The organism is Polaribacter sp. (genome assembly GCF_051251875.1).
Classification (GTDB): Bacteria; Bacteroidota; Bacteroidia; order Flavobacteriales; family Flavobacteriaceae; genus Polaribacter.
Genome location: NZ_JBPOGL010000004.1, coordinates 17,688 through 42,738, shown reverse-complemented (window position 1 = coordinate 42,738; position 25,051 = coordinate 17,688). Strand labels below are relative to the sequence as shown.

The 25,051-nt window shown below is 31.4% G+C and carries 17 protein-coding genes and 1 tRNA gene; 3 read left to right on the top strand and 15 right to left on the bottom strand.

Annotated elements, in window-relative coordinates; all coding sequences use genetic code 11:
- Positions 1-2,196 carry a patatin-like phospholipase family protein gene (locus ACSHW5_RS03170; protein ID WP_435674663.1) on the top strand — a complete coding sequence of 732 codons (2,196 nt, stop codon included), beginning with the start codon at positions 1-3 and terminating at the stop codon, positions 2,194-2,196.
- Between the two features lie 26 nt (positions 2,197-2,222).
- On the opposite strand, the gene aat is transcribed toward ACSHW5_RS03170, so the two are convergent.
- On the bottom strand, positions 2,223-2,867 hold the full coding sequence (aat, locus tag ACSHW5_RS03165) for a leucyl/phenylalanyl-tRNA--protein transferase (protein ID WP_435674662.1): 645 nt from the start codon (positions 2,865-2,867) through the stop codon (positions 2,223-2,225).
- A 140-nt stretch (positions 2,868-3,007) separates the two neighbouring features.
- On the opposite strand from aat, the gene ACSHW5_RS03160 reads away from it, so the two are divergent.
- Entirely contained in the window at positions 3,008-3,643 is a 636-nt protein-coding gene (locus tag ACSHW5_RS03160; RefSeq protein WP_435674661.1) for a YqaA family protein, read from the top strand.
- A 7-nt stretch (positions 3,644-3,650) separates the two neighbouring features.
- Here the strand turns inward: ACSHW5_RS03160 and ACSHW5_RS03155 are convergent, their stop codons facing one another.
- The 4 genes from ACSHW5_RS03155 to ACSHW5_RS03140 form a co-directional block, all read right to left on the bottom strand.
- Positions 3,651-6,059 carry a helix-turn-helix domain-containing protein gene (locus tag ACSHW5_RS03155; protein WP_435674660.1) on the bottom strand — a complete coding sequence of 803 codons (2,409 nt, stop codon included), beginning with the start codon at positions 6,057-6,059 and terminating at the stop codon, positions 3,651-3,653.
- 74 nt (positions 6,060-6,133) lie between these two features.
- Positions 6,134-6,502: a DUF2200 domain-containing protein gene (locus tag ACSHW5_RS03150; RefSeq protein ID WP_435674659.1), complete on the bottom strand. Its 369-nt coding sequence runs from the start codon at positions 6,500-6,502 to the stop codon at positions 6,134-6,136.
- A gap of 193 nt (positions 6,503-6,695) precedes the next feature.
- Positions 6,696-7,904 (bottom strand): 2-oxoglutarate dehydrogenase complex dihydrolipoyllysine-residue succinyltransferase, encoded by a 1,209-nt coding sequence (gene odhB, locus ACSHW5_RS03145; protein WP_435674658.1) that lies wholly within the window; start codon positions 7,902-7,904, stop codon positions 6,696-6,698.
- 179 nt (positions 7,905-8,083) lie between these two features.
- Entirely contained in the window at positions 8,084-10,816 is a 2,733-nt protein-coding gene (locus ACSHW5_RS03140) for a 2-oxoglutarate dehydrogenase E1 component (protein ID WP_435674657.1), read from the bottom strand.
- Positions 10,817-11,002: 186 nt separating this feature from the next.
- Here ACSHW5_RS03140 and ACSHW5_RS03135 point away from each other — a divergent pair.
- Positions 11,003-11,076 (top strand) — tRNA-Asn (locus ACSHW5_RS03135).
- Positions 11,077-11,247: 171 nt separating this feature from the next.
- On the opposite strand, the gene ACSHW5_RS03130 is transcribed toward ACSHW5_RS03135, so the two are convergent.
- From ACSHW5_RS03130 to ACSHW5_RS03085, 10 genes are all read right to left on the bottom strand, one after another.
- Complete coding sequence (locus ACSHW5_RS03130; RefSeq protein WP_435674656.1) at positions 11,248-12,090, bottom strand: DMT family transporter; 843 nt, start codon at positions 12,088-12,090, stop codon at positions 11,248-11,250.
- 88 nt (positions 12,091-12,178) lie between these two features.
- Complete coding sequence (locus ACSHW5_RS03125) at positions 12,179-12,943, bottom strand: SDR family NAD(P)-dependent oxidoreductase (RefSeq protein ID WP_435674655.1); 765 nt, start codon at positions 12,941-12,943, stop codon at positions 12,179-12,181.
- A 28-nt stretch (positions 12,944-12,971) separates the two neighbouring features.
- Positions 12,972-14,276, bottom strand: a complete 1,305-nt coding sequence (locus tag ACSHW5_RS03120; RefSeq protein ID WP_435674654.1) for an MFS transporter — start codon at positions 14,274-14,276, stop codon at positions 12,972-12,974.
- A 153-nt stretch (positions 14,277-14,429) separates the two neighbouring features.
- Positions 14,430-15,134, bottom strand: coding sequence for a FadR/GntR family transcriptional regulator (locus ACSHW5_RS03115; RefSeq protein ID WP_435674653.1), 705 nt, complete (start codon positions 15,132-15,134; stop codon positions 14,430-14,432).
- Between the two features lie 164 nt (positions 15,135-15,298).
- On the bottom strand, positions 15,299-16,180 hold the full coding sequence (locus ACSHW5_RS03110; RefSeq protein ID WP_435674652.1) for an NAD(P)-dependent oxidoreductase: 882 nt from the start codon (positions 16,178-16,180) through the stop codon (positions 15,299-15,301).
- Positions 16,181-16,270: 90 nt separating this feature from the next.
- Positions 16,271-17,242 carry a PKD domain-containing protein gene (locus ACSHW5_RS03105; protein WP_435674651.1) on the bottom strand — a complete coding sequence of 324 codons (972 nt, stop codon included), beginning with the start codon at positions 17,240-17,242 and terminating at the stop codon, positions 16,271-16,273.
- Positions 17,243-17,271: 29 nt separating this feature from the next.
- On the bottom strand, positions 17,272-18,705 hold the full coding sequence (locus ACSHW5_RS03100) for a RagB/SusD family nutrient uptake outer membrane protein (protein WP_435674650.1): 1,434 nt from the start codon (positions 18,703-18,705) through the stop codon (positions 17,272-17,274).
- 29 nt (positions 18,706-18,734) lie between these two features.
- Positions 18,735-21,851, bottom strand: coding sequence for a SusC/RagA family TonB-linked outer membrane protein (locus tag ACSHW5_RS03095; RefSeq protein ID WP_435674649.1), 3,117 nt, complete (start codon positions 21,849-21,851; stop codon positions 18,735-18,737).
- Positions 21,852-22,202: 351 nt separating this feature from the next.
- Positions 22,203-22,577: a cupin domain-containing protein gene (locus tag ACSHW5_RS03090; RefSeq protein ID WP_435674648.1), complete on the bottom strand. Its 375-nt coding sequence runs from the start codon at positions 22,575-22,577 to the stop codon at positions 22,203-22,205.
- Positions 22,578-22,602: 25 nt separating this feature from the next.
- Positions 22,603-24,873: an alginate lyase family protein gene (locus ACSHW5_RS03085; RefSeq protein ID WP_435674647.1), complete on the bottom strand. Its 2,271-nt coding sequence runs from the start codon at positions 24,871-24,873 to the stop codon at positions 22,603-22,605.
- Positions 24,874-25,051: the final 178 nt, after the last annotated feature.

Sequence of the window (25,051 nt, the reverse complement as noted above, 5' to 3'; positions counted from 1 at the left end):
ATGAAAAAGCACTTTACACTTTTATTAGTCCTATTTACTATCATAATTTTTGGGCAACAAAAACAACCTAAAGTAGGTTTGGTTTTAAGTGGTGGTGGCGCAAAAGGTATGGCACATGTTGGAGTTTTAAAAGCATTAGATAAAGCAGGTGTTCAAATAGATTATATTGGCGGCACAAGTATGGGTGCAATAATGGGTGCGTTATACTCTGTTGGTTATTCTGGTGTTGAAATAGAAAAAATAATTGACAATATAGATTTTAACACCCTGTTAAGAGATCAATTACCTAGAAGTACAGAAACTTTCTTTGAAAAAGAATATGGCGAAAAAACAGCCTTTACCTTACCTGTTACCCAAGGTGTTCTTGGTTTACCAAAAGCAGTTTCTAGAGGACAAAATGTATTAAATTCATTATTAGAATTATTGGGCTCTCATAACAACAATACCGATTTTAGTAAATTACCCATTCCTTTTTATTGCATTGCAACAGATGTAGAAACTGGTGGTACTGTTTTGTTAGAAAAAGGCTCTTTGGCCCTGGCATTACGCGCAAGCAGTTCTTTTCCTACTTTATTAAATCCGGTAGAATTAAACGGAAAATTATTAGTAGATGGTGGTATCGCAAATAATTTTCCGGTAAGCATTATGCAATCTAAAAATGTAGATATTATTATTGGTGTAGATGTTGAAGGTAAATTATTTGAAAAACATAAACTAAACTCCGTTGTCTCTATTCTAAATCAGATTGTAAGTTACCAGATGTATAATAACAGTGGTGCAGAAAAAGAAAAATTAGACGTTTATATTCATCCAGATATTTACGAATACAATGTGGTAGATTTTGATAAAAAAGAAGAAATCTTAGAAAAAGGAAATATAACAGGAGAAAAATTTAGTGAAATTTTTAAAGAAATTGCCCTAAAACAAAAACACAAAAAAAAGAAAATAAGACCTCCTTTTTCACACAAAAAACACCATATCTCTAAAATTAATTTAACAGGAGCTAAAAATTACACCAGAGCTTATGTTTTGGGAAAATTAAAAATTAGGATACATGATAGTCTTACTAGAAATGAAATTACAAAAAGAATTTCATTATTATCTTCCACTAAAAATTATGATCAAATAGAATATAATTTAATACAAAAAGACAGTTCTTATACCCTAGATTTTAATTTAAAAGAATCTCACCTAAACGCTAATTTAAAACTAGGTGTTCATTATGATTTTTTGTATAAATCTGGCGTGTTGGCTAATTACAGTCAGAAACATTTATTGCTAAATAATGATGTACTTTCTTTAGATATGATTTTAGGCGATAATTTACGCTACAACCTAAATTATTTTGTAGATAACGGGTTTTACATCAGTTATGGTTTTAGATCTAGGTACAATCACTTTAGAAGTAATTCTAAATTTAACCCTCTTATTAACTCGAATCCTACGGTAAATCGTATCAATTTAAAATACACAGATTTTAGTAATCAACTTTTTTTTCAAACCACCTTTAATAGAAGATTTGCATTAGGCGTTGGTATAGAACATAAAAATATAAAAGCAACAACAGAAACTATTATCACCAATAATAATGCTACTACTTTTGATAATAGTAATTATGCAAACTTATTTGGCTATATAAAATTAGATACTTATGACCATAAATACTTTGTTACCAAAGGGTATTTTACCGATTTAAACTTTAAGTGGTATTTGGCATCATCAGATTTCAACAATACTTTTAACAGTTTTTCTCAAGTTAAAGGTACCTTAGGTTTTGCAACTACATTTTGGGACAATTTAACTTTTCAAGTAACCAATGAAGCTGGTTTTACCTTTGATGCTCCTAATTCTAGAGTTTTCGATTTCTATTTAGGTGGTTATAACAAAAACTACATCAACAATTTTGTTTCGCTTTATGGCTATGAATTTGGAGAACTTTCTGACCGTAGTTTCATAAAATCTGAATTTTCTTTTCGATATCATTTTGCAGACAAACATTACGCTACTTTTATTGCCAATTATGGAAGATTGGAAGAAAATGTATTTAAAAACCTTAATTTATTTAATAATATAAAATCTGGCTATGTGCTTGGATATAGTTATGATACTTTTATTGGTCCAATAGAACTTAAATACAGTTGGTCTCCAGAAAACAGGCAAAGTCATTGGTTGTTTAATTTAGGTTTTTGGTTTTAAAAAGAAGGTTTAACTTTTTATCAATTTTATACGTTTAATAACTTTAAAAATGCATCTCTATCTATCTCTTTAGCACCTAAACTAGCAAGATGATTGTTGTATACCTGACAATCTATAAAGCCATAATTTTTGGTTTTTACCAAATGAATAAATGCCAATTTTGAAGCATTAGAAACCGTACTAAACATACTTTCTCCACAGAAAATAGTATTGACTTCTAATCCGTACAAACCGCCCACCAACTCTCTTTCATCAGTTTCTGTTGATAATTGCCAAACTTCAATAGATTTTGCTATTCCCTTTTTATGTAAATTTATATACGCTTGTTCCATTTCATCTGTAATCCAGGTTCCAAAACCATCTTTTCTGTTGATGGTTTTACAATTATGAATTACCTGGGAAAAAGCAGTATTTTCTGTGATTAAAAATTGATTCTTATCAATTATTTTTTGCATCGATTTAGAAACTTTTAAATCTTCTTTAAACAACACCATTCTTTTCTGTGGAGAATACCAAACAATAGGCTCGCCTTCAGAAAACCAAGGGAAAATTCCGTTTTTGTAAGCAACTACTAAACGCTCTTCAGATAAATCTCCGCCCAAAGCAATAATACCATCTTTGTTGGCAAAAACATGAGCAGGAAATTCAATTTTATCAGTAAGCCAAATCATATAAAAACCATTTTTTTATCAACTTATAAAGCGAATGTACTAAATTCTTAAAAAAGCGTTATTCTAAAAGCTATGAGCACTTATATTCAGACTTTTTAGCTTATTTTTGTTGTAAGTTTCAACTTAATAGAAACCAGAAAATGCCAAAAACTAAAAAAGGAAAGAAAAAAATAAAAACCAATAGTCAAAAAGCAAAATTATTGCATTATTACTATTCTAGAACAGGTTTTTATATGTTTATTTGGGAAAGTTTAAAAAAGGCTTTTTTGCCCGTAGTTGCTGTTGTTATTGGCGTGGTGCTTTTTAACAATTACGTATATAACATTAATGATGGTTTACAAACCGTAACAGAAACTTTTTCTAGAGTTGGTGTGCTTATTGTTTTCTTTATTTCTGAAACTATTTTAGGTCTAATTCCGCCAGAAATATTTATTGCTTGGTCTAAAAAAACAGACAACCCCATATTAAATTTAGCCATTTTAGCAACGCTCTCTTATACCGGAGGATTGCTTTCTTACTCCATAGGAAAAATGGTCTTAAAAATAAAATCTGTAAAAGAATATTTAGAGGTAAAAATGGCAAAAAACTTAAAAAATACCAGTAAATGGGGAGGTTTTTTAATTGTAGTTGGCGCCTTACTTCCTATTCCTTTCTCTATAACTTGTATGGCAGCTGGTATGATAAAATATCCGTTTAAAAATGTGGTACTTTTTGGTTTATTTAGATTTGCCAGATTTGCTATTTACGCTTGGGCAATTTTTAGTGTTGTAGACTAAAATTATTTTAATTTTCCATAGACAGCAACACCATTCGCAACTCCATAAAAGAAAAGTTTTTATCTACTTTTTCTTTAAGTTCAGTTAGGTTTTTAAATTCGGTATCTTCTATAGCCTTTACAATTTTTTTGTACTTTTTAATGTCTATTAATTCTAAAATATCAACATCTCCAGAAGGAATATAACTTGCCAAATGACTTTCTATTGTATTGGAAGTTAGACTGCGCTCTTTGGCAATTTCTTTTATTGAAAGCCCTGCTTTAAACAATTCTAAAGTAATTTGTTTGGTTGATTTTTTGTCTTCTTTTTTCTGTTCTTTAAATTTATTAATTCCGTTTTCGTTGCAATATTTTTCTACAACACTTAATATTTCTTCTCCGTATTTTTGAACACGAATTTTACCCATTCCCTTTACATTTAGCAATTCTTTTTCGGTTCTAGGCAATGCGTCACAAAGTGCATACAAAGTTTCTTGTGTAAATATTTGAAAGGCAGGTACGTTTTCATTTACTCGAATTTCATCACGCAATTCGCGTAATTTTAGTGCTAATAAAGGATCTTTTCGAGTAGATATTTTTTTCTTTTTTGTGGTTGATGCAGACTTTTGTAAAACTGCTTTTGCTCTTATTTCTAAATACTCTTGTACTTTAAAACCGTTTGTCATTTTATTTAAAGCAAACAGTTTTTCTATCAGTTTTTCTTGCAAAGAATCAAACTGTGTAGAAAAGTCTTTTTTAACCGCTTTATTATCTGTAGAAAACTGAATGGTATTTAAAGGTTTTAAAATATTTCCTTTGGTTTGCGCCAAAAAGTAATCTACAGCTTTTTTAAATCGTTCTTGAATTTGAGAACTATTTTCAGGTAAAATATTGTCTTCAGAAATTTGTGCTAACTGATTTTTAAATCCGTTAGAAACTTTCATTAACGCAACCACACCATCATCTTTTATGGTTTGTAAATGATCTATTACATCTCCTTTTATGCTTGTTTTATTCTTATAGAAAATATCAATTAATCTAGAAATAGGATATAAAAATGGCTGATAATCGAACAATTCTGCAATTAAATTCAACTGAAAATGTTTTTCCGATTCGTTTAAAACTCCCTCATCCGGATGATTTTCTTCTACACTTTCATTAAAAACACTAACCGTTTTATCGTTAATAATTGCACTGCTAGAAATTGGCGTTTTTAAAACCAAACCTTCTAAAGAAGTACACCTACTTAAGGCAACATAGGTTTGCCCATGTGCAAAAGAAGCCTCGGCATCTATAATGGCTTTTTCAAAGGTTAAACCCTGACTTTTATGAATGGTAATTGCCCAAGCCAAACGCAACGGAATTTGAGAAAAAGAACCAATAATATCTTCTTTAATTTCTTTTGTTTCTTCGTTGATAGAATAATTTACATTATCCCACGTTTCTCTTTCTGTAACAATCTCATCAATTTCATTGGCACATTGTACGGTTACATTTTCGCTAGAAATATCGGTTACAATTCCTATTTTTCCGTTGTAATATTTTTTATCCTGAGAAGAATCATTTTTGATAAACATTACTTGAGCACCTATTTTCAGTTCTAATTTTTGATCATTCGGATACGAATTTTCATTGAATTTACCAGAAACCTCAGCTTCAAAAAAGTAGCTTTTATTCTTTAGTTTATTCAACTCAGAATTGTTAATTAAATTGGCCCTGTTATTATGCGTAGTTAGTGTAATATAACCATCATCTTTTGTAGGAGAAAAGGTAGGATTGTAGTTTCTATTTAAAATTTCGGCAGATTTCTCTGATAAAGTATCATTTCTAATTTCATTTAAAATAGTAATAAAATCTTCGTTTTTCTGACGATAAATATGTTTTAATTCTATAGAAACCACATTGGCTTCTTGATAGGCTTTAGAACTAAAAAAGTAAACTGTATTGTAATGTTGTTGTAATAAACTCCATTCGTTTGGTCTAACAACCGGAGCTAATTGTTGCAAATCTCCAATCATTAAAACTTGCGCACCACCAAATACTTTATTTCGGTTTTTATATCTGCGCATTACTTGATCTATTCCGTCTAATAAATCTGCTCTCACCATAGAAATTTCATCAATAATTACTAAATCTAACGATTTTATAATATCAATTTTTGTCTTAGAAAACTTACGTTGAGCATTAGAAGTATTTGCAATCTGATTTGGTAAAATAGGGCCAAAAGGCATTTGAAAAAAGGAATGAATAGTTACTCCTTTTGCATTAATTGCAGCAACACCTGTTGGAGCAACCACCACCATTCTTTTTAAAGATTCCTTTTTAATTTGATGTAAAAAAGTAGTTTTTCCTGTACCTGCTTTTCCGGTGATAAAAAGATTTCTATCTGTTTTATCTATAAATTGTAAGGCAAGTTCTAATTCAGGATTTTTGGGCATTGGAGCTTTTTGATGCAAGGTAAATAATCCATTTATAAAATGTAAAAAAACATAAACAAAATTGCTTGGTATTTTTAAGCTCGTAAAATCTTTTCCATTTTTCTACCTTTTGCTAACTCATCAATTAGTTTTTCCATTTGTCTGCAAAGTTTATAGGTTTCGAATTCATCTGCTATTTCTTCAATTCTATAACCACAAACAACTCCTTTAATCATGTTTGCATTTGGGTGGATTTTGGCTTGCTTAAAAAACATTCTAAAGGTTACTTTCTCTTCGATAAGTGATTGTAATTTATTTTCGTCAAAACCTGTAAACCATTCTAGAACTTGATGAAACTCTTCTTTTGTTCTACCATTTTTTTCTAATCTATTCCAATAAAGTGGATAAATAGATGCAAAGATCATTTTCGCAACTTTTTCGTTTTTTTCACCTGTAACTTTCATTTTATATACGTGTTAATGTAGCAATTTACAAAATTATCACAAACAATAAGCTCCCAAACATACTTAGCCCAGATTGAAACGGCATCCTTTTTGTTTTTCACAAAAAGATATAGTGGAAAGCTGGAAATAGCTACCCATAAAAAATCCCAAGCAAAAGCTCAGGATTTTAATATTTATAAGTCAAAATGTTTGACTACATTTCTAATGCTTTTGCAGGGTTGTTGTCCATCAATAATTCTATTGGGTTTTCTAAAGCCTCTTTAACAGCCACTAAGAAACCAACAGATTCTCTACCATCTACAATTCTATGATCGTAAGACAAAGCAACGTACATAATTGGCTGAATTACAATTCCGCCATTTACTGCCATTGGTCTGTTTACAATGTTGTGCATACCTAAAATTCCACTTTGTGGAGGATTTAAAATAGGCGTAGATAACATAGAACCAAATACACCACCGTTGGTAATTGTAAAAGTTCCGCCAGTCATTTCATCAATTGTAATCTGACCATCTCTTGCTCTAATTGCCAAACGTTTTACTTCGCTTTCTACTCCTCTAAAAGACAAGTTTTCTGCATTTCTAATAACAGGAACCATTAAACCTTTTGGCCCAGAAACTGCAATAGAAATATCCTGAAAATCGTTTTTAATTTGATAATCTCCATCAATCATAGAGTTTACATCTGGGAATAATTTTAAAGCTCTAACCACTGCTAACGTAAAGAAAGACATAAAGCCTAATCCTACGCCGTGTTTCGCTTTAAAAGCTTCTTTATATTCTGTACGTAAGTCAAAAATTGGTTGCATGTTTACCTCGTTAAAAGTAGTTAACATAGCCGTTTCGCTTTTTACAGCTACCAAACGTTCTGCAACTTTTCTACGTAACATAGACATTTTCTTGCGCTCTGTTCCTCTAGAACCGCTGGCAGGTTGTGTACCCATAGAAGGTACTGCTTTTACAGCATCATCTTTGGTAATTCTACCCGCTTTACCCGTTCCTGTTACAGCAGAAGGAGCAATTCCTTTTTCTGCCAATACTTTTTTAGCTGCAGGAGACGCTGTACCAGTTGCGTAGGTTGCCGCTTTTGGCGCTTCTTTTACTTCAACTTTCTTTTCTTCTTTTGGCGCTTCCGTTTTTGCAGGGACATCACCTTCTGGTTTGGCAGCACTGGTGTCAATTAAACAAACAACTGCACCAACAGCAACAGCATCACCTTCTTCAGCTTTTAAAGTGATAATTCCACTTTCTTCAGCAGGCAATTCTAAGGTTGCTTTGTCAGAATCTACTTCTGCAATTGGTTGATCTTTTTCAACATAATCTCCATCTTCAACTAACCAAGTTGCAATTTCTACTTCTGTAATCGATTCTCCCGGAGAAGGAACTTTCATTTCTAAAATCATCAGTTCTTGTTTTACTTTATGCCAAACTATTTTCGGCTTTTAATTATACTTTTATTATTTGGGCGTTTTAACAGGCTTTCCACTATATCTTTTTTCTTCTGTTCTCGATACAAATTTACAAAAAAGTAAATTCACTCGAACTGACAGAAAAAAGGATGCCGTTTCAATCCTTAACGCGCTTACTCATTGTCAAAAACACTGTCTATAACAGCTTTGTGACGTTTTTTAAATCTTGTACTAGAACCTGCTGCTGGTACTGCGTAGTATTTACGAGAACGAACTGTTAGTTTCACCAACTCAAAACGCTCTAACATAAAACTCCAAGCGCCCATGTTTCTTGGTTCTTCTTGTGCCCATATATATTCTTCAACATTAGGGTATCTATCTATAACTTTCTGAATCTTCTCTAAATGTAGTGGAAACAATTGCTCTATTCTTACCAAAGCAATATCATCTCTTTCTAAATTTTCTCTTTCTTCTAGTAAATCATAATAGAATTTACCCGTACAGAAAACCAGTTTCTTTACTTTTTTAGGTGCTAGTGTGTCATCTATAACTTCCTGAAACTCACTATTTGCTAAATCTTGAATTGTATTTACGGCTTTTGGGTGACGTAATAAACTTTTAGGAGTAAATACAATTAATGGTTTTCTATAGGTACGTTTCATTTGTCTACGTAACAAATGATAAAAATTTGCAGGCGTTGTACAATTTGCAACGGTCATATTATCTATGGCACATAATTGTAAATAACGCTCTATTCTTGCAGATGAATGTTCAGATCCTTGCCCTTCATAACCGTGAGGTAATAAAACAACAATTCCGTTTTGTAATTTCCATTTGTCTTCTGCAGCAGAAATATACTGGTCAAACATTATTTGAGCACCGTTAGAAAAATCTCCAAACTGCGCTTCCCAAATAGTTAATGTATTAGGGTTTGCCATGGCGTAACCATAATCAAAACCAAGTACACCGTATTCAGACAATAACGAATTATAAATGGTCATTTGCCCTTTATTATTAACGTTTGTGTTTAATAAGTTAATACGTTCTTCTGTAATTTCATCTCGTAAAATAGCATGTCTATGAGAGAAGGTTCCTCTTTCTACATCTTGTCCAGAAATTCTTACATTATATCCTTCTTCCATTAAACTTCCGTAGGCTAAGGTTTCTGCCATTCCCCAGTCTAAATTATTAGTTTCAAAAGCCATTTTAGCTCTTCCGGCTAAAATACGTTCTGCTTTTCTAACAAAGTTTGCACCTTCTGGAACTGTAGAAACTACTTTTGCAATATTTTTTAATTTATCCTCAGCATACTTTGTATCGTTGGTAAGTAACATTGCTTCTAAATCTTCACGCTCGTATCCTTCCCAAGTAGATTGCATAAATTCTCTTACAATCGATTTTTCCACTTTTTTGGCTTCATCAAATTCTCTTTCAAGCATTTCTTTGAATTCAGAAGTAATTTCTTCTAAATAAGAGTTATTTATAGAACCTTCTGCAAGTAATTGTGCAGCATAAATATCTTTTGGATTTTTATGCTTTGAAATAGCTTTGTATAATTTTGGTTGTGTAAAACGAGGTTCATCACCTTCATTATGCCCATATTTTCTATAGCCTAATAAATCGATAAAAATATCTTGTTTAAACTTCATTCTAAACTCTAGCGCCATTTCCATTGCATGACAAACAGCTTCTGTATCATCTGCATTTACATGTAATACTGGCGATAAAGTTACTTTTGCAACATCTGTACAATAGGTACTAGAACGAGCGTCTAAATAATTGGTGGTAAAACCAATTTGGTTATTTACAACAATATGAATAGTACCACCCGTTTTATATCCATTTAGTTTTGCCATTTGAGTAACCTCATAAGCAATACCTTGCCCTGCAATTGCAGCATCTCCATGAATTATAATTGGTAATATTTTACTTTCATCACCATTGTATTTTCTATCTATTTTAGCTCTTGTAATTCCTTCTGCTACGGCGGCAACCGTTTCTAAATGCGAAGGATTTGGAACTAAATTCATTTTAATTTCATTACCATCTCTATAGGTTTTACTTAACGTTAAACCTAAATGGTATTTTACATCACCATCAATATCTTCATCTTCAAAATCTTTACCCTCAAATTCACTAAATAAATCTCTAACTGGCTTTTTAAAGATGTTTACTAAAGTGCTTAACCTACCTCTATGCGCCATTCCTATCACGCATTCTTTAACTCCGTATATTTCTGCGGCATCTCTTAAAATAACGCTCATTCCCGGAATTAAAGTTTCTCCTCCTTCTAAAGAAAAACGTTTCTGACCTACATATTTAGTTTGTAAAAAACTTTCAAAAGTAACTGCCTGATTTAGTTTTCCTAAAATATATTTTTTGGCTTCTATAGAGTAGTTTGCATGGTTGTCGTTTTTATTAAAACGATCATGCCACCATTTTAATTTCTTAGGATTACGCATGTACATGTATTCTACACCAATAGAATCGCAATAAATACGTTGTAAGTTTTTTATTATTTCAGAAAGTTTTGCTTTGCCCAAGCCTAAAACTTCACCTGCAGAAAATTCTATATTTAAATCATCTTGAGACAAACCAAAGTTTTCTATATCTAAAGTAGGTTGATATTGCCTTCTATCTCTTACCGGATTGGTTTTAGTAAACAAATGTCCACGTGTTCTGTAGCCATTAATTAAATCTAAAACAAAAAATTCTTTACGAACTTCTTGAGGTATTTCTGAGGAAACATCTTCTTCTTTTAAAGAATAATTCTCATTTGCCAAATCATACCCTTGAAAGAAGCTTCTCCAACTTGGTTCAATGGAATCTGGGTTTATTAAATACTTATCATATAGGTCTGCTATAAAGCCTGTGTGTGCTGCGTTTAAGAACGAAAATTTATCCATATTTTAGTTTATGCTTTTTAAATAAGCTATACTTACTAGCAAAAATACAATTTTAGATATAAAGTTGAATTTATTTTAGTTTAAAAATTAATATTAAAAAAATTAAAAAAAAATTAAAAAAAATTTGCAGATACTCAAAAAAGATATATATTTGCAACCGCTAAACACAAATACAGTGTTGCAAACTCCTCTTTAGCTCAGTTGGTTAGAGCATCTGACTGTTAATCAGAGGGTCCAAGGTTCGAGTCCTTGAAGAGGAGCAAAAAAAGTCTTATCATTTGATAAGGCTTTTTTTATGCTCTAAACTATCCTAAAATCCCAAGCATAAAAAACCATAAACCATTAAAAATCAACACACAAACTTAAATTCAAGTTCTTTAAATCAAAAAAAACATTTCCATTTAAAGTTTGAATACACCTAAAACTCTACACTATTTTGATTGTTGTTTTATGTAAATATTATACACAAGGCCCATTAGAATTAAAAAGATGCCAAATAAAGTCCAGAGGTTATAAATCTCTCCAAACCATATAGCTCCAATAATAATCATAAAAACTACTTCTAAATATTTTAAAGGTGCAATTACATTTGTTTCATGAGATTGAAATGCCTTGGTCATATATAATTGACCAACATATCCGAAAACACCTAAGCTTAATAAAAGCAACCATTCAGTAACAGTAGGATTTTTCCAATAATTAATAGACATAACTCCGCCAAAAACAAAGGCCATTACCATAAAATAATTGATAATTACCAATGGATTTTCTTGATTTCCTATTTTACGAATTACAACAAAAATAATTCCTAAAAAAATTGCTGAAAACATGACTAAAATTAGCCCAATAGAATTTACCTCTACTCCAAAGCCTTTAATAATTAAAACCCCCATAAAAGCAACAACAAACAATATCCATTGCAAAGGTTTAATGTTCTCTTTTAGAAAAAAATATGCAAAAATAGCAGCAAAAATAGGAGAAGTATATCGCAAGGAAACGGCTGTTCCTACCGGCAAATAATTTAAAGATTGAAAAAAACAAGTTAATGAAATTACACCAGCAAGCCCTCTAATAATCAACCATTTTCTATGTGTACCAAGCACGGGTATTTTATTCTTTATAAGTAATGGTATTGTAAACAATAATGTACCTATAGATCTAAAAAAAACAATCTGATATACATTAAAAGAATTTAAATATTTAACAACTGTATTCATTAGCGCGAAGGCAATTACGCTAAAAATCATATAAAAAATCGCCTTTTTTTTTTCCATAGAACTACTTAATCGCTATAAAAGTATAAATAAAAAAAGCCGTTTTGCAATATACAAAACGGCTTTTATTAACAAATTAAAAAATATATTATATACCTAAAGCCTGACCACCACCAATTTGGATAGTTTCTGCTGTGATAAAAGCAGCGTCTTTACTTGCTAAGAAAGCAACAACACCTGCCACATCTTCTGGCTGACCTAATCTTCCTAACATAATACTATTTGCCCAAGAAGCAAAAACCTCTGGCTTGGTAGCTTTAATTTGAGCATGGAAAGGAGTATCAATTGTACCTGGAGATACTGCATTTACTCTAATACCATATTCTGCTAAATCTTTTGCTAATGCTCTTGTAATTGCATGAACTCCTGCTTTAGAAGTACCATAGATACCAGCTCCTGGCCCACCTGCATTCCAACCAGCGTTAGAAGTATAGTTAATAATTGAGGCATTTTCACTTTTCTTAAGAAAAGGTATAGCTGCTCTAGATGCAAAAAATGCTGAATCAAGATTTAAAGCCATTACAAATCTATAAAATTCAGTTGTCATTTCTTCAAACCTAGATCTACCACCTAAACCACCTGCATTATTTACTAGCACATCAATTTTACCAAATTTATTACCAATCTCATTAATATTAGCTGTTACCTCTTCTTCTTTTGTAACATCAAAACCATAGTATTCTGCAGTAATGCCTTCAGCTTTTAATTCTTTTACTCTTTCCACACCTGCTTCATCGTCTATACCGTTTAAAATAACAGTATAACCATCTTTTCCCAACCTTTTAGCAACAGCAAAACCAATTCCTCCTGTGGCTCCTGTAATTACAGCTACTTTATTTTCTACTTTACTCATTTTATCTCTAATTTTTAGTTTGATAATATTATTCTATTTTCTTTGTTATTGGCTCCACTTTCGGAATTAAAACCCAAATACTAGCCAATGTTAAAATTGCCAATGCCGCTCCGATTATAAAAGCTGGTGTATAATTTCCTCCACTAGTTAACCAAGGCACCAAATATGTTAACCCTGCTGCAGTAAGTTTTGCCGCCATACCAGAAAAACCTGCCAAAGTACCTACTGTTTTTCCACTAAAAAGATCACTTGTTAAAGTTTGAACATTCCCAATAGCTGTTTGAAATCCAAACAAAATAACCGCCATAATTATAACCGCTGTTGTAGGGCCTCCTGGATCTGCCATTGCCAATAATGCTGGTAACATTATTAAACAACCTAGTGTTATTACCATCTTACGTGTTCTATTCACAGACCAGCCTTTTTTAAGTCTATCTTGCGCTAATAAGCCTCCAAACCAAGCACCTAACATAGCTCCTGCATAAGGAACCCAACCATAAAGTCCGATAGATTTTACATCCATTCCATAAACTTCATTTAAATAAATTGGTATCCAGAAAACAAATAACCACCAAATAGGATCAATAGCTGCCGAAGCCAATATTACGCCCCAACTTTGTTTATGTTTAAGTAATTCTTTAGTATCTGGATTATATTCTTGATCTACATCTCCATCACCATCAAAATCTTCGTTTCTTTGACCTGTTAAAATATATTCACGTTCTTCATCTGTAATCCAAGGGTGATTTTTAGGTGGTGCTTTTACAATAATCCACCAAGGTATTAACCAAAGTAAACCAGCTAAACCTATCAAAATAAATATGGATTTCCAACTAAAATATATGGTTAAAAATGCAATTAACGGAATGGAAATAATTCCACCAATGGCCGCCCCAGAATTAAAAATTCCTTGTGCAAGCGCACGTTCTTTTGTAGGAAACCACTCGGCATTACCTTTGGTAGCACCTGGCCAGTTACCCGCTTCTGAAACCCCCAAGATTGCTCTAAATATACCAAAACTTAATATTCCATTGGCAAAAGCATGTAATGCGGTAGCTATAGACCAAACACCAATTGATAATACAAAGCCTAATCGCGTACCTACCCAATCGAAAATTTTTCCAAATATTGCTTGTCCAAAAGCATATGAAAACACAAAAATAATTGAAATAAGTGCGTAGATTGATTTTGTTTCATCGGCTGTATGCCCAGGATACAATTCCTTAGCTATTTCTGGCCAAAGTACACTTAATGAGGTACGATCAATATAATTAATAATAGTAGCAATAGCTATTAAAGCTACAACCCACCAACGTAATCCTTTTACTTTCATGTTTAATTTTTTAGGTTAATATTTTCATATCTGGTTAACCAGTTTGGTTTACCAAATTTAGTGATTTTATACTAAAATCCTAGCATTTAAATATTTATTTTAAAAATAAATATTTAAATAACTCAATAACAATTATTTAAGTTCTTGTAAATACTATTTTAAATTGTAGCAATACTCATATAGCACCTTAAAATGATCTTTCATTTTTTGTTTTGCCAATTGAGGATCTTGTTCTTTTATAGCATCAAATATTGCTTGATGATCATTTATTCCTCTAAGTGATAAGTTCGCATCACAAACATGATGTTTCCTAAAATTAGTAATAATTTCTGGCGTAATGATTAACATAAAAGTATTCATTGTACTATTACCACTTGCCTTTGCAATGGCTAAATGAAACAATAAATCTTCTTGTACAGCATCTTTACCTTCTTCTACTTTTGTTTTAAAGGCTAGCATAGCCTCTTCTATTTTACGCAAATCGTCTTCTGTTCTTCTTAAAGCGGCTAATCTAGAGGTTTTTAACTCAAGTAAAATTCTTGTTTCTACCAACGATTTAAATTCTGGTGTCTTTAAGCCTATAATATCTTCAATCATACCATTCATGGCAATAACACCAATATTTGCAACAAAAGTTCCACTTTGTGGGATGGACTTTAACAAGCCATAAAATTCTAATTTCTGAATTGCTTCTCTAACATTACTTCTAGACACGCCAAATTTTTCAGATAACATTCTTTCCGAAGGAAGTTTATCACCTGGTTCTAAGTTTTTTAAATTGATTAAATCTCTCATTTTAGAGATAATCTCATTTTGAACTTTTGAATTCTCAATTTTTGCCAGTGTCTCTAATTTCATAGTTAAAAATTATTTAAAAAAAACGGCTAAGGTAAAATAATTATTATTAAATCATTTGCACACAATATTAATATTATGTGCAAATTGATTTTTATAACGATTCTTCTAGAATATTTATCTGTTCAAAAAAGTAAAAACTCATCTAAACTTTAAATCTATTAGCATTATTTTTTTAGTGTCATAAAATAATCTAAAATTTCAGGAACATTTCCATTCCCCATATCAGCAGCTACTGCTGCCTGAAGATTAGAAGAAGTTGCTTCCGCAATTTTAGAGGTTGTACCAAGATCATTCATCATTTGTACAAAATAACCCAAATCTTTATTTGCATTTGCAATAGAAAAACCTAAATCACTTACATTGTCTACTGCATAGTGTTTACAAAATTTCATAAACGGCGAATTCGATGGACCAGAAGACATAATATCAAACAGTTGTTGCCCATCTACACCTGCTAATTTTGCTGCTGCAAAAGCTTGAGACATAGCAACTACTGTAGTCATACCCATAAAGTTATTAATCAATTTAGTTGTATGACCAGCCCCAAGAGCACCTAGGTAGAATACGTTCTCACCTTGTTCATCTAGAACAGGTTTTACTTTATTAAAAGTGTCTATATTACCTGCCGCCATAATATTAAGTAGACCATCTTTTGCGTGTGCAGGTGTGCGTCCTAGAGGAGCATCAATCATACCTACGCCTTTTTTAGCTAAATCTTTGCCTATTTTTATAGTTGAAGCCGGAATAGACGTTCCGAAATCAATTAATACAGCTCCTTCTTTTACTCCTGCAAGAATACCTTCTTCTCCATAAACTATCTTCTCCACAACAGCAGAAGTAGTAAGACAGAACATTATGATATCGCTTTTTTCTGCTAATTCTTTTGGAGATGAAGCTTCCGATGCATTACCGCGAGCTATAACTTTTGCAACTTCATCTTTATTAAGGTCCATTACTGTTAATTTGAAACCTCTCTTTTGAAGGTTTTCAACCATGTTACCGCCCATAAGGCCAAGTCCAATAAATCCGATTGTGGGTTTATTCATTTTTAACTTCTTTTATTTAATCATTAATATTAGTAATATTTTACAAATTTTAAAACTACATTATATAAATAATGTAGTTTTAAAATTAATTTATAGGGGATACAATTTTACATTATCCACATATAATTCATCATTTGTTATTGCATAAATCCAAATAGCTATTTCTCCGGTTGCATTTGATGTAAATAATTTCTTAACTACTTCAAAATTTCCTTTACCATTTGCCGTGGTTCCTTCAAGTTTTGTTAAATTAGTACCACTTGCTAACACATCTTTTCCATCAGAAAACCAACCGTCTAATATTTCTAAAACCACTCTATCACCACCATCAATATCAGCTTTATCAGTTTTTATTGCATAACTAAATTCAACTAAATATTCTGTATTTGGTGTAACTGTAAGGGCTTGATAAGAAAACCTAGAAGAACTACTTAAGGAAGGTCCTGCAGACGTAGATCCTGTCCATTTTGCACCTCTTGTTTTGCTCCCCGTGTCTACACCTTCATAATTTACAGGGTCACCATCAGAACTGGCGTTATAAGGATTTCTTGTTCCATCAGTAAAACTGTCAATTTTCCATTCATCCCAAGAATATTTACCATCAGGATTGTCATTAAAATCTCCATGTTTAATTTCTGGATTTATTGCTGGCGGAACTGCTGGTTTTACAACTTCTATGTCCATAGAAAAAGTATTTGAAACATTTAATTTATCTGAAGCAGTTAATGTTACGGTATATGTTCCTTCACCAGGAAATTCATATTCTGCATCTGTTTCTGTAGAAGTGTCTATGTTACCGTCACCATCACCATCAAAACCAAAACTCCACACATAATCTGTTGCGCTAACAGATGTATTTGAAAAATTATAGATTAAATAATCATTAGAAACTGTAGCCGTAAAATTTGCCGCTGGAGGCGTTAAATCTGCTTTTGAATTTGCTTCTGCTAAGTCATATTCAAACAAATCTTCACATGAAGTAAATGTTATACCAATTATTAGCGCGAATACCACTAAAGGTATTTTCGATACTTGTTTTTTTAAACTTATAAAATTTTTCATATCTTATGTATTAAATTATTTTATCTTAATTAATAGCCTGGGTTTTGTTTCATTAACCCATTGCTTAAGTTTACTTCGTTTTGAGGAATAGGTAATAATAAATCTGTTGAACTAAATCCAAAACCGTTAGCACTAGAGTACGCAGAAAGAATTTCACTTGCTTTATTCAATCTCACTAAATCAAACAATCTGTGATTTTCAAAAGCTAATTCTACACGTCTTTCTAATAGTAGCTCATCTTTGGTTACATCGTCATCATCAACTAAACCTGCACGTAGTCTAACTTTATTAAATGATGTTAAAGCGTTTACATTTGTGGTATTTGTTGCTGTTCCCATAATAGCTTCTGTATGCATTAATAATACATCTGCATAACGTAAAACAATCCAATCGTTTCCTGCTAATTCAGGAGTACCACCTACATCACCAGAAGGACCTCCATCATCTCCATCAGGAAAATACTTAGCACATTGGTATCTGTCTGAAGTTAAATGTTTAGGATCTTTTCTATATGTATATTGTGTTCTATCTCCGCCGCTAGCATCTACTGCCGCAACTAGGTCATAAGTTGCATAATTTACACCACTAGATCGTCCCACTGCATTCATAAATTGCGCCGAAAAGTTTTGACTATCACTTACAATACCCGATTGAAAACCAATAGCAAAAATAATTTCTTCATTTAATTCTGAATAAAACACATCGTTAAAGTTAGGTAAACCAAACTGTTTGCTATTAATTATTTCTTCACACAACAATTGTGCTTGGGTATAATTAGGACTCTCTAAGGTTAAATATACTTTTGCCAATAATCCTTGAGCCGCAGCTTTTGAAGCTCTTGTTTTGTAGGTATTATCTAATCCTGAAACAGCTGTTAATAAATCACTAACTATTAAATCATACACTGAACTTTTATCTACTCTAGTAAATTGAATATCTGTTTCAGACGCTGTAAGTACGTGGTCTATTAATGGTAAATCTCCAAAAAGTCTTACCAAATTAAAATATGCGTATCCTCTTAAAAATTTAGCTTCAGCTTCTATAGCCGTTGTATTACCGTCTACATTTCCTAAATTTTCTAGCACCACATTGGCTCTATAAATAATTTGAAAGAAACTTGAATAATAGTTTGCTACAAACCCGTTTGTTGGTAGCACATTAAAAGATTCGAATTGGCCTGCATCAGAAAAATCGTCAGTATCTGCAATTTTAGTAGATGTGTTTCCACTTCTCATTTCTGTAATATAAAACTCATACTGAATACCATGGTTTTCATCCTTATCATAACTACCATCTCCTTGTATGGCATCATAAACACCAATTAAGGCAGATTCTAATTCTGCTATAGTAGTGTAATAATTTTGAGATGTTATGGCAGAACTTGGCGCAGGCTCTAAGAAGTCGCTACATGAGGTAGCAAAACTTACTATGAGTAGTAACATTATATATTTTATAAATTTCATAATATGTTATATTTACGAATTAATTTTTTTTAAAAATCTAGATTTATTCCTAGAGAAATTGTACTATATATTGGAGACCCTCCTCTTTGGTATCCATATTGAGTTGGGCTTGTTTTATCTAAAGCCTCTGGATTCCATCCTGTATAATCATCTGCAACGAAGTACATTAAATTTTGCCCAGATGCATAGACTCTTAATTTTGAAACATTTAATTTCTTTAATACATCTTCAGGTAAATTAAAACCAATATTTACGTTTCTTAGTGCAATATAAGACGCGTCTTGTATCATACTATTTGTAAAATATTTATCTACTAAAAAGTCTGTTTCGTAACCCGCTGCTGCAGCTGCGTCATTTAATGTTTTATTAGAGTTGTGCGTAAATAAATAATGATCTCCAATATTTCTTACTTCTGCACCATGAGACCCTTGAAACATAAAAGAAATATCTACATTACCAATTTCAAATTGATTTGTAAAACTCCAGATTAATTCAGGATATGGATTTCCTAAAATGGTTTTATCTTCATCATCTAAAACACCATCTCCGTTTAAATCCTTCACTTGAACTAAACCAAATTGAGCACCAACATGTCTATAAGGTCTATCTCTATATTCAATAGGCACTTCTGATTCTACCACATAGCCATAAAAAGATGAAATTGGTTGTCCTTCTGTGTTAATCCATTCTGCTGGTCTAGAAGTATCTATACTTGTTACTTGACCGTCTGAATCTGCAAAATCTACTAATGTATTTTGATTTGTTGTTGCAATAATAGTAGAATTCCATTTAAACTTTTCTGTAGCAACGTTTTTAGTTCTAAACTCAAATTCCCAACCTTGATTTTTTACTTCACCTAAATTTACCAAAGCACTATTAAAACCAGTTGTAGCAGAGATAGGGTTGTTTAATAATAGTTGATCACTTGTTCTTTGATACCAATCTACAGAACCAGAAATTTTATTATTAAAGAAGCCAAAATCTAATCCAGGGTTTACTTCAATTAATCGTTCCCACTTTAATTCAGGATTTGCAATATTTAAAGGAGAAAAACCTGCAATTATAGTACCATCTACACTATAAGTAGTTGATTCTAATAATGATAAATGCGGATAGTAATCTTTCATAATATTACCTGTACTTAATGTAGAAGTACTTCCTTGTGCATCTGGATCTACAGATCCTGTATTTAAACGGTCATTACCTGTAACACCATAACTTGCTCTAAACTTAAGATTTGTAATAGCGTTACTATTTGATAAAAAGTCTTCTTTAGAAATATTCCAACCAATAGATACTGCCGGAAAATTACCATATTTAAATTCAGATCCAAAAATAGAACTACCATCTCTTCTCATACTAAAGGAAGCTAGGTATTTATCATCATAGGCATAATTTACTCTTGACACGTAAGAAACACCTCTTTTTTGCCATTCAAATCCATCTGCTTCAGAAATTTGAGTAGCATTGGTAATTTGTTTTACAACATCATTTGTATAACCAATTCCTGTAATGGTAGAGAAAAAGTAATCTCTTATTTCAATTGAATTTCCTAAAGTAATACCAAAATCATGCTTACCAATATTTTTATTATAATTTAAAAAGTTATCAAAAATATAATATTGCTCTCTTTGGGTAATTTCAGTCATATAGGCATCAGAAACAGATTCTCTTGCCAAGGTTCCCATATAATCTATTCTTTTAGTATCTTGAATAGAACCAGATATACTAGTTTTAAAATTTAAATCTTCTGCTATTTTATATTTACCATAAACGCTACCAAATAATTTAAACTTTCTATCTTCTCTATCTCTCTCTGTAGTTCTTGCATACGGGTTTTGATTATTACTATTCCCAATATTATTTAGTTCATCATCAATTTCACCATCTCCGTCCATATCAAAGATTGTAAAATCTCCTTGTCTTGCATAATCTCCTACTTTTTTATCAGGATATATTGCAGGATTCACATGCTTTAATGTTTCTTCTGTATGATAAATTGGCAACCAAGGTTGATGTCTTGCTACGTTATGTATAGATTCTGAAAAACGATCTCTCACAGTAAAAGAAGGACTAAGGTTAGCTCCAATAGAAAACTTCTTATTTATTTTAGTGTCTAACTTTAATCTCAATCCATATTTTTTATAATTATCTCCTAGCAATACACCTTCATCATCAGAATAGTTTAAACTTGTGCTGTATTTTGTGTCTTTATTTCCACCACTAAAAGAGATTGAATGACTTGTTATTGTTCCTCCATCAAAAAAGATATCTTGCCAAGAACGGTCTGTACCTATTTGTAATTGTGCTTGCGTATATATTGACAACTCTCTACCTTCAGCCAATTGTTGCGCTGCCCAAGCTTTGGTTGTGTACCCATAAGCATCACTTTTTCTAGCAGTTTTATAACCTGTATACGTACTGTAATTAATTTGTGTTTTACCTTCTACACCAGATTTCATTGAAATCATGATAATACCGTTTGAACCTTTAGAACCATAAATAGAAGAAGATGCTGCATCTTTTAAAATCTCAAAAGATTCTACATCATTCATATTTAAAGAACCTAAAAAATCTGAGTCTACAATAATACCATCTACTACAATTAACGGAGTAGAATCTCCAGACATAGAACCTACACCTCTAATAGTTATAGTTGGTGCTGCACCAGCTTCACCATCTGTAGACTGTATATTTACACCAGAAACCTGACCAACTAATGCATCATCTATTCTTGAGGTTGCTATTTGATCTAAATCTTCATTTTTTACTTTAGAAATTGCACCTGTTAAATGACTTTTCTTTTGTGTACCATACCCAATAACTACTATTTCGTCTAAAACATTTGCATCTTCTTCTAAAGCTACGTTAATTGTTTTTTGATTCACAAATGGCACTTGTTTTGCTTTAAAACCTAAGTAAGAAAATTCTAGAATATCTCCAGAATTTACACTAAGCTTAAAGTTACCGTCAAAATCTGTGCTTGTTCCTTTTTGGGTACCAACAATTATAATATTAGCGCCCAAAATAGGTTCATTATCAGCTAATGAAGTAACAGTACCTGTTACTGTAACTTCATTTTGTGCACTTAAAGTTGCACAAAATAAAAGTAGCACAATAAATACTGATTTAAATTTTAAATTCATCGTTAATTGTTTTGAATTATTTTTGTTACATAAATTTATATTAGTACAATTTTAAAACTAAATGCTGCCACTATTAAATTATATTATTTTCATAATACAATTAAAGCTTTTATATTGAGTCTAATATAGGTTAACCAAAGTGGTGAACCAAATTGGTTAACCAAATATATCTATTTGTTTATTGATAAAAAAATTTTTTGTTAATTATTTCATAATATCTTATTTCATAATACTATGAATACACACATTTGCACATGTAATTCTGTAAAATACATGACTTAGAATGAATACAAAATGAAATTAATCTAAAAAACTGTTTTTAACATTGCGTAGTTTCTGGCATCTTTTTACTTATGCCTTATCTCCAAAATAAGATGGTCCATCACCAGTTAAGAAATCTTCTCTTACCGGGCTAAATGTATCAATTAGCTGTCCTTCTTCTAAACAAACTGCACTATGCAATAAATTAGGCTCTATATAAACTCCATCTCCTGCCTCTACAATTTGTTTCACTCCATCAATATCAAATTCAAATTTACCTGAAACACAATAAGTAGCTTGCGTGTGAAAATGTTGATGCGGTGCACCTAATGCTCCTTTATCAAATTTTACGCTTACCATCATAATTTGATTATCATATCCTAAGAATTTTCTTGATACTCCACCACCAAGTTCTTCCCATTTAATGTCTTTTGCGATAACGTACTTTTCACTTACTCTATTCATTTTTTTTATTTTTTAGTTGAATAATTTATTTATAATAATAAGAACCTACCCATGTATAATTCTTATTGTTGATTTTTAAAGTATGCTTTGCTTCATTAGAAGCGTTTGTATTTGCTGTAATAAATATTTTAGAGCTTCCATTTAACGTTGTAATAGCAAGAGCTGTATAATCTGCCGTATCTATAACCACTTTTAATTCTTTAATATTACTTTTAGAATTAATAGCAGATTCTGAAACAGGACTATAACTACCATGCGCTTCTATTGCTGAAACAAAAAGTGTGTTTTTAGTATTTTTTCTCCTGAACATTATTGCAGCTTCTCTACGTAAATTAAATTCTGAATCATTTGCTCCTATTCTCGTAAAAAGTATTTCATCTTTTGTATCAGAAATAGTTGATAAAGTATAAAACTTACCTTTATTTAACCAAGAGAATTTAGCATTGCTTTCTTTTGATTTTCCATTACCCTCTACAAATAAATGTTGGTAGCCGTTTTTACTTCCTAAAGGTTTTAATGTTTTTGGAATTGTATACTCAAAATTGGTATTTAGAACTTGACCTAAAAAGTAATATGGAAAATCATACTGATTTGCTTTATTAGAAATTACTTGCATAATGTCTAATACAAATGGTTTTTCGAAATCTTCATCTTTAATAACGGCTAAAGTTCTTTGCATATCTGTATTAGGATATGTATTGGCTACTTTTGCACTTGAAACTTGTACGCTTTTATTATCCGAAGAAAAATAATGTAAATCTGGATGATTTTGACTTCCTATTTCATATTCACCATTGTAGTGCGAAGTTTCATTTTGAGTTACCGTATTGTGTGCAATTGTTTGTTTTGCCCAAGTTTTATTTTCTTTTAGATAATTTCCACCACCTTTTTGTTCAATATTTACAAAACGCGCTAAACCATAATCTTGAATTACCTCATCTCCTTTTTCATATAAAGAATATGATAATTTATCATAATGCCCATGACTAGAACCTTGAGATGCATATTTAAAAACAAGCTCAATATCTTTGTTTCTTAAAATAGCAACACCACCTTGTTTCCCTTCTGGTCCATCAGATAAATTAATTGATTTTTTATCGAATGGTTTTGCTTTTCCATTTTTTATACCCAATGCAACAGCCAAACCAGAATCGTCTAATAATACTTTATTTTGTTCTGAAGCAATGGTTAATAAACCTGCATCTTGTGTACCAAAATGATAAGAAATATCTACTGCTGTTACCAAAGCATCATTATAATAAGACATTCCTTTTTGACCATCGTTCAGCGGAAAAAAATCACCGTCTGCATCCGATAAATTTAAAAGTGCATTTATAGATTTTAAAAGCACGCCTTCTTTATATTCAAATATCTTTAAATCTGGTTTTACGTTGTGCAATCCTTCAGCAAAAACTAAAAAAGGATACATTGCATAGCGTTGGTAATAAGGTCCTTCATTGTAATATCCATCCGGAGAAAAAGGTTCTTCTATATTCGCTAAAAAACCAGCTTTTCCGTCTTTGTTTAAAAAACCACCATCATCATCTTTTTCTTCTGTATCTAATTTTAAATCTTTTATTCCGTACAATGCACGATCTATTAATTCTTCATCATTCATCACCAAACCAATCATACCAACAGCTGCATTACCCCAAGTACTATGGTTGTGTACTCTTTGGTAAAATTGCGGACTGTCTACAGAAATATGGTCTGCAAATGGTTTAAATAAGTTTGTTTCTAATTTGTTGCGTTCTTCTTCGGATAAATAATTATAGATACAATCATAGGCTTGACTTACATAAACCAACCAGTTTGCATCGTTTAAACATTGCCAAAATAATTTTCCTCTTGCATAAGACCTTGTTTTTGGATGCAATGGCAATGTTCTGTACATTGCTTCATATTGCATTAGCATGTCTTTTACATACTTTGCGTATTTTTCGTCATTTAAAATTTGGTATAAAACACCCGCTTTTTGTAATACTACCCAATTACGTTTATGTCTTACATGTGTATATCCACCGGAATAATCTTTTGGAATTGGCACCTCTATTCCTGATGCTATTTCTGCATCAATTTCTTCTTTTACTACTTGTAGGGAATTGTCAAAAATTGGAATATTTCCCAATTGAGCTCTAATATCTTTAACCCCTTTAGCAGTAAGAATTAAGCTAGGATGAGAATCTTCGCCTTTAACATCATTATTTGTTTTTTCTGTTGTCTTAGTACATGAAAATGAAAACATTATTAATAATAGAAATATGATGTTTTTTGATTTGCTGCTTTTTAATTTCATACTTAATCCTTTGATTGTAAATTGAATTTAAAATTGGTTAACCAGATTGGTCGACCAAATATAGGCTTATTTGATATTTTAACAAAATAATAAGATACAAATTATTGGCTTTAACATATTTATACTTAAATAAAAGAAGCTATTTTTTAAAGTAAAAAAAGCCCATTTATTTAAAAAT

Coding starts and splice junctions, on each gene's coding strand:
- ACSHW5_RS03170 (WP_435674663.1), top strand. CDS start 1: ATGAAAAAGCACTTTACACTTTTATTAGTCCTATTTACTATCATAATT.
- aat (WP_435674662.1), bottom strand. CDS start 2,867: ATGATTTGGCTTACTGATAAAATTGAATTTCCTGCTCATGTTTTTGCC.
- ACSHW5_RS03160 (WP_435674661.1), top strand. CDS start 3,008: ATGCCAAAAACTAAAAAAGGAAAGAAAAAAATAAAAACCAATAGTCAA.
- ACSHW5_RS03155 (WP_435674660.1), bottom strand. CDS start 6,059: ATGCCCAAAAATCCTGAATTAGAACTTGCCTTACAATTTATAGATAAA.
- ACSHW5_RS03150 (WP_435674659.1), bottom strand. CDS start 6,502: ATGAAAGTTACAGGTGAAAAAAACGAAAAAGTTGCGAAAATGATCTTT.
- odhB (WP_435674658.1), bottom strand. CDS start 7,904: ATGATTTTAGAAATGAAAGTTCCTTCTCCGGGAGAATCGATTACAGAA.
- ACSHW5_RS03140 (WP_435674657.1), bottom strand. CDS start 10,816: ATGGATAAATTTTCGTTCTTAAACGCAGCACACACAGGCTTTATAGCA.
- ACSHW5_RS03130 (WP_435674656.1), bottom strand. CDS start 12,090: ATGGAAAAAAAAAAGGCGATTTTTTATATGATTTTTAGCGTAATTGCC.
- ACSHW5_RS03125 (WP_435674655.1), bottom strand. CDS start 12,943: ATGAGTAAAGTAGAAAATAAAGTAGCTGTAATTACAGGAGCCACAGGA.
- ACSHW5_RS03120 (WP_435674654.1), bottom strand. CDS start 14,276: ATGAAAGTAAAAGGATTACGTTGGTGGGTTGTAGCTTTAATAGCTATT.
- ACSHW5_RS03115 (WP_435674653.1), bottom strand. CDS start 15,134: ATGAAATTAGAGACACTGGCAAAAATTGAGAATTCAAAAGTTCAAAAT.
- ACSHW5_RS03110 (WP_435674652.1), bottom strand. CDS start 16,180: ATGAATAAACCCACAATCGGATTTATTGGACTTGGCCTTATGGGCGGT.
- ACSHW5_RS03105 (WP_435674651.1), bottom strand. CDS start 17,242: ATGAAAAATTTTATAAGTTTAAAAAAACAAGTATCGAAAATACCTTTA.
- ACSHW5_RS03100 (WP_435674650.1), bottom strand. CDS start 18,705: ATGAAATTTATAAAATATATAATGTTACTACTCATAGTAAGTTTTGCT.
- ACSHW5_RS03095 (WP_435674649.1), bottom strand. CDS start 21,851: ATGAATTTAAAATTTAAATCAGTATTTATTGTGCTACTTTTATTTTGT.
- ACSHW5_RS03090 (WP_435674648.1), bottom strand. CDS start 22,577: ATGAATAGAGTAAGTGAAAAGTACGTTATCGCAAAAGACATTAAATGG.
- ACSHW5_RS03085 (WP_435674647.1), bottom strand. CDS start 24,873: ATGAAATTAAAAAGCAGCAAATCAAAAAACATCATATTTCTATTATTA.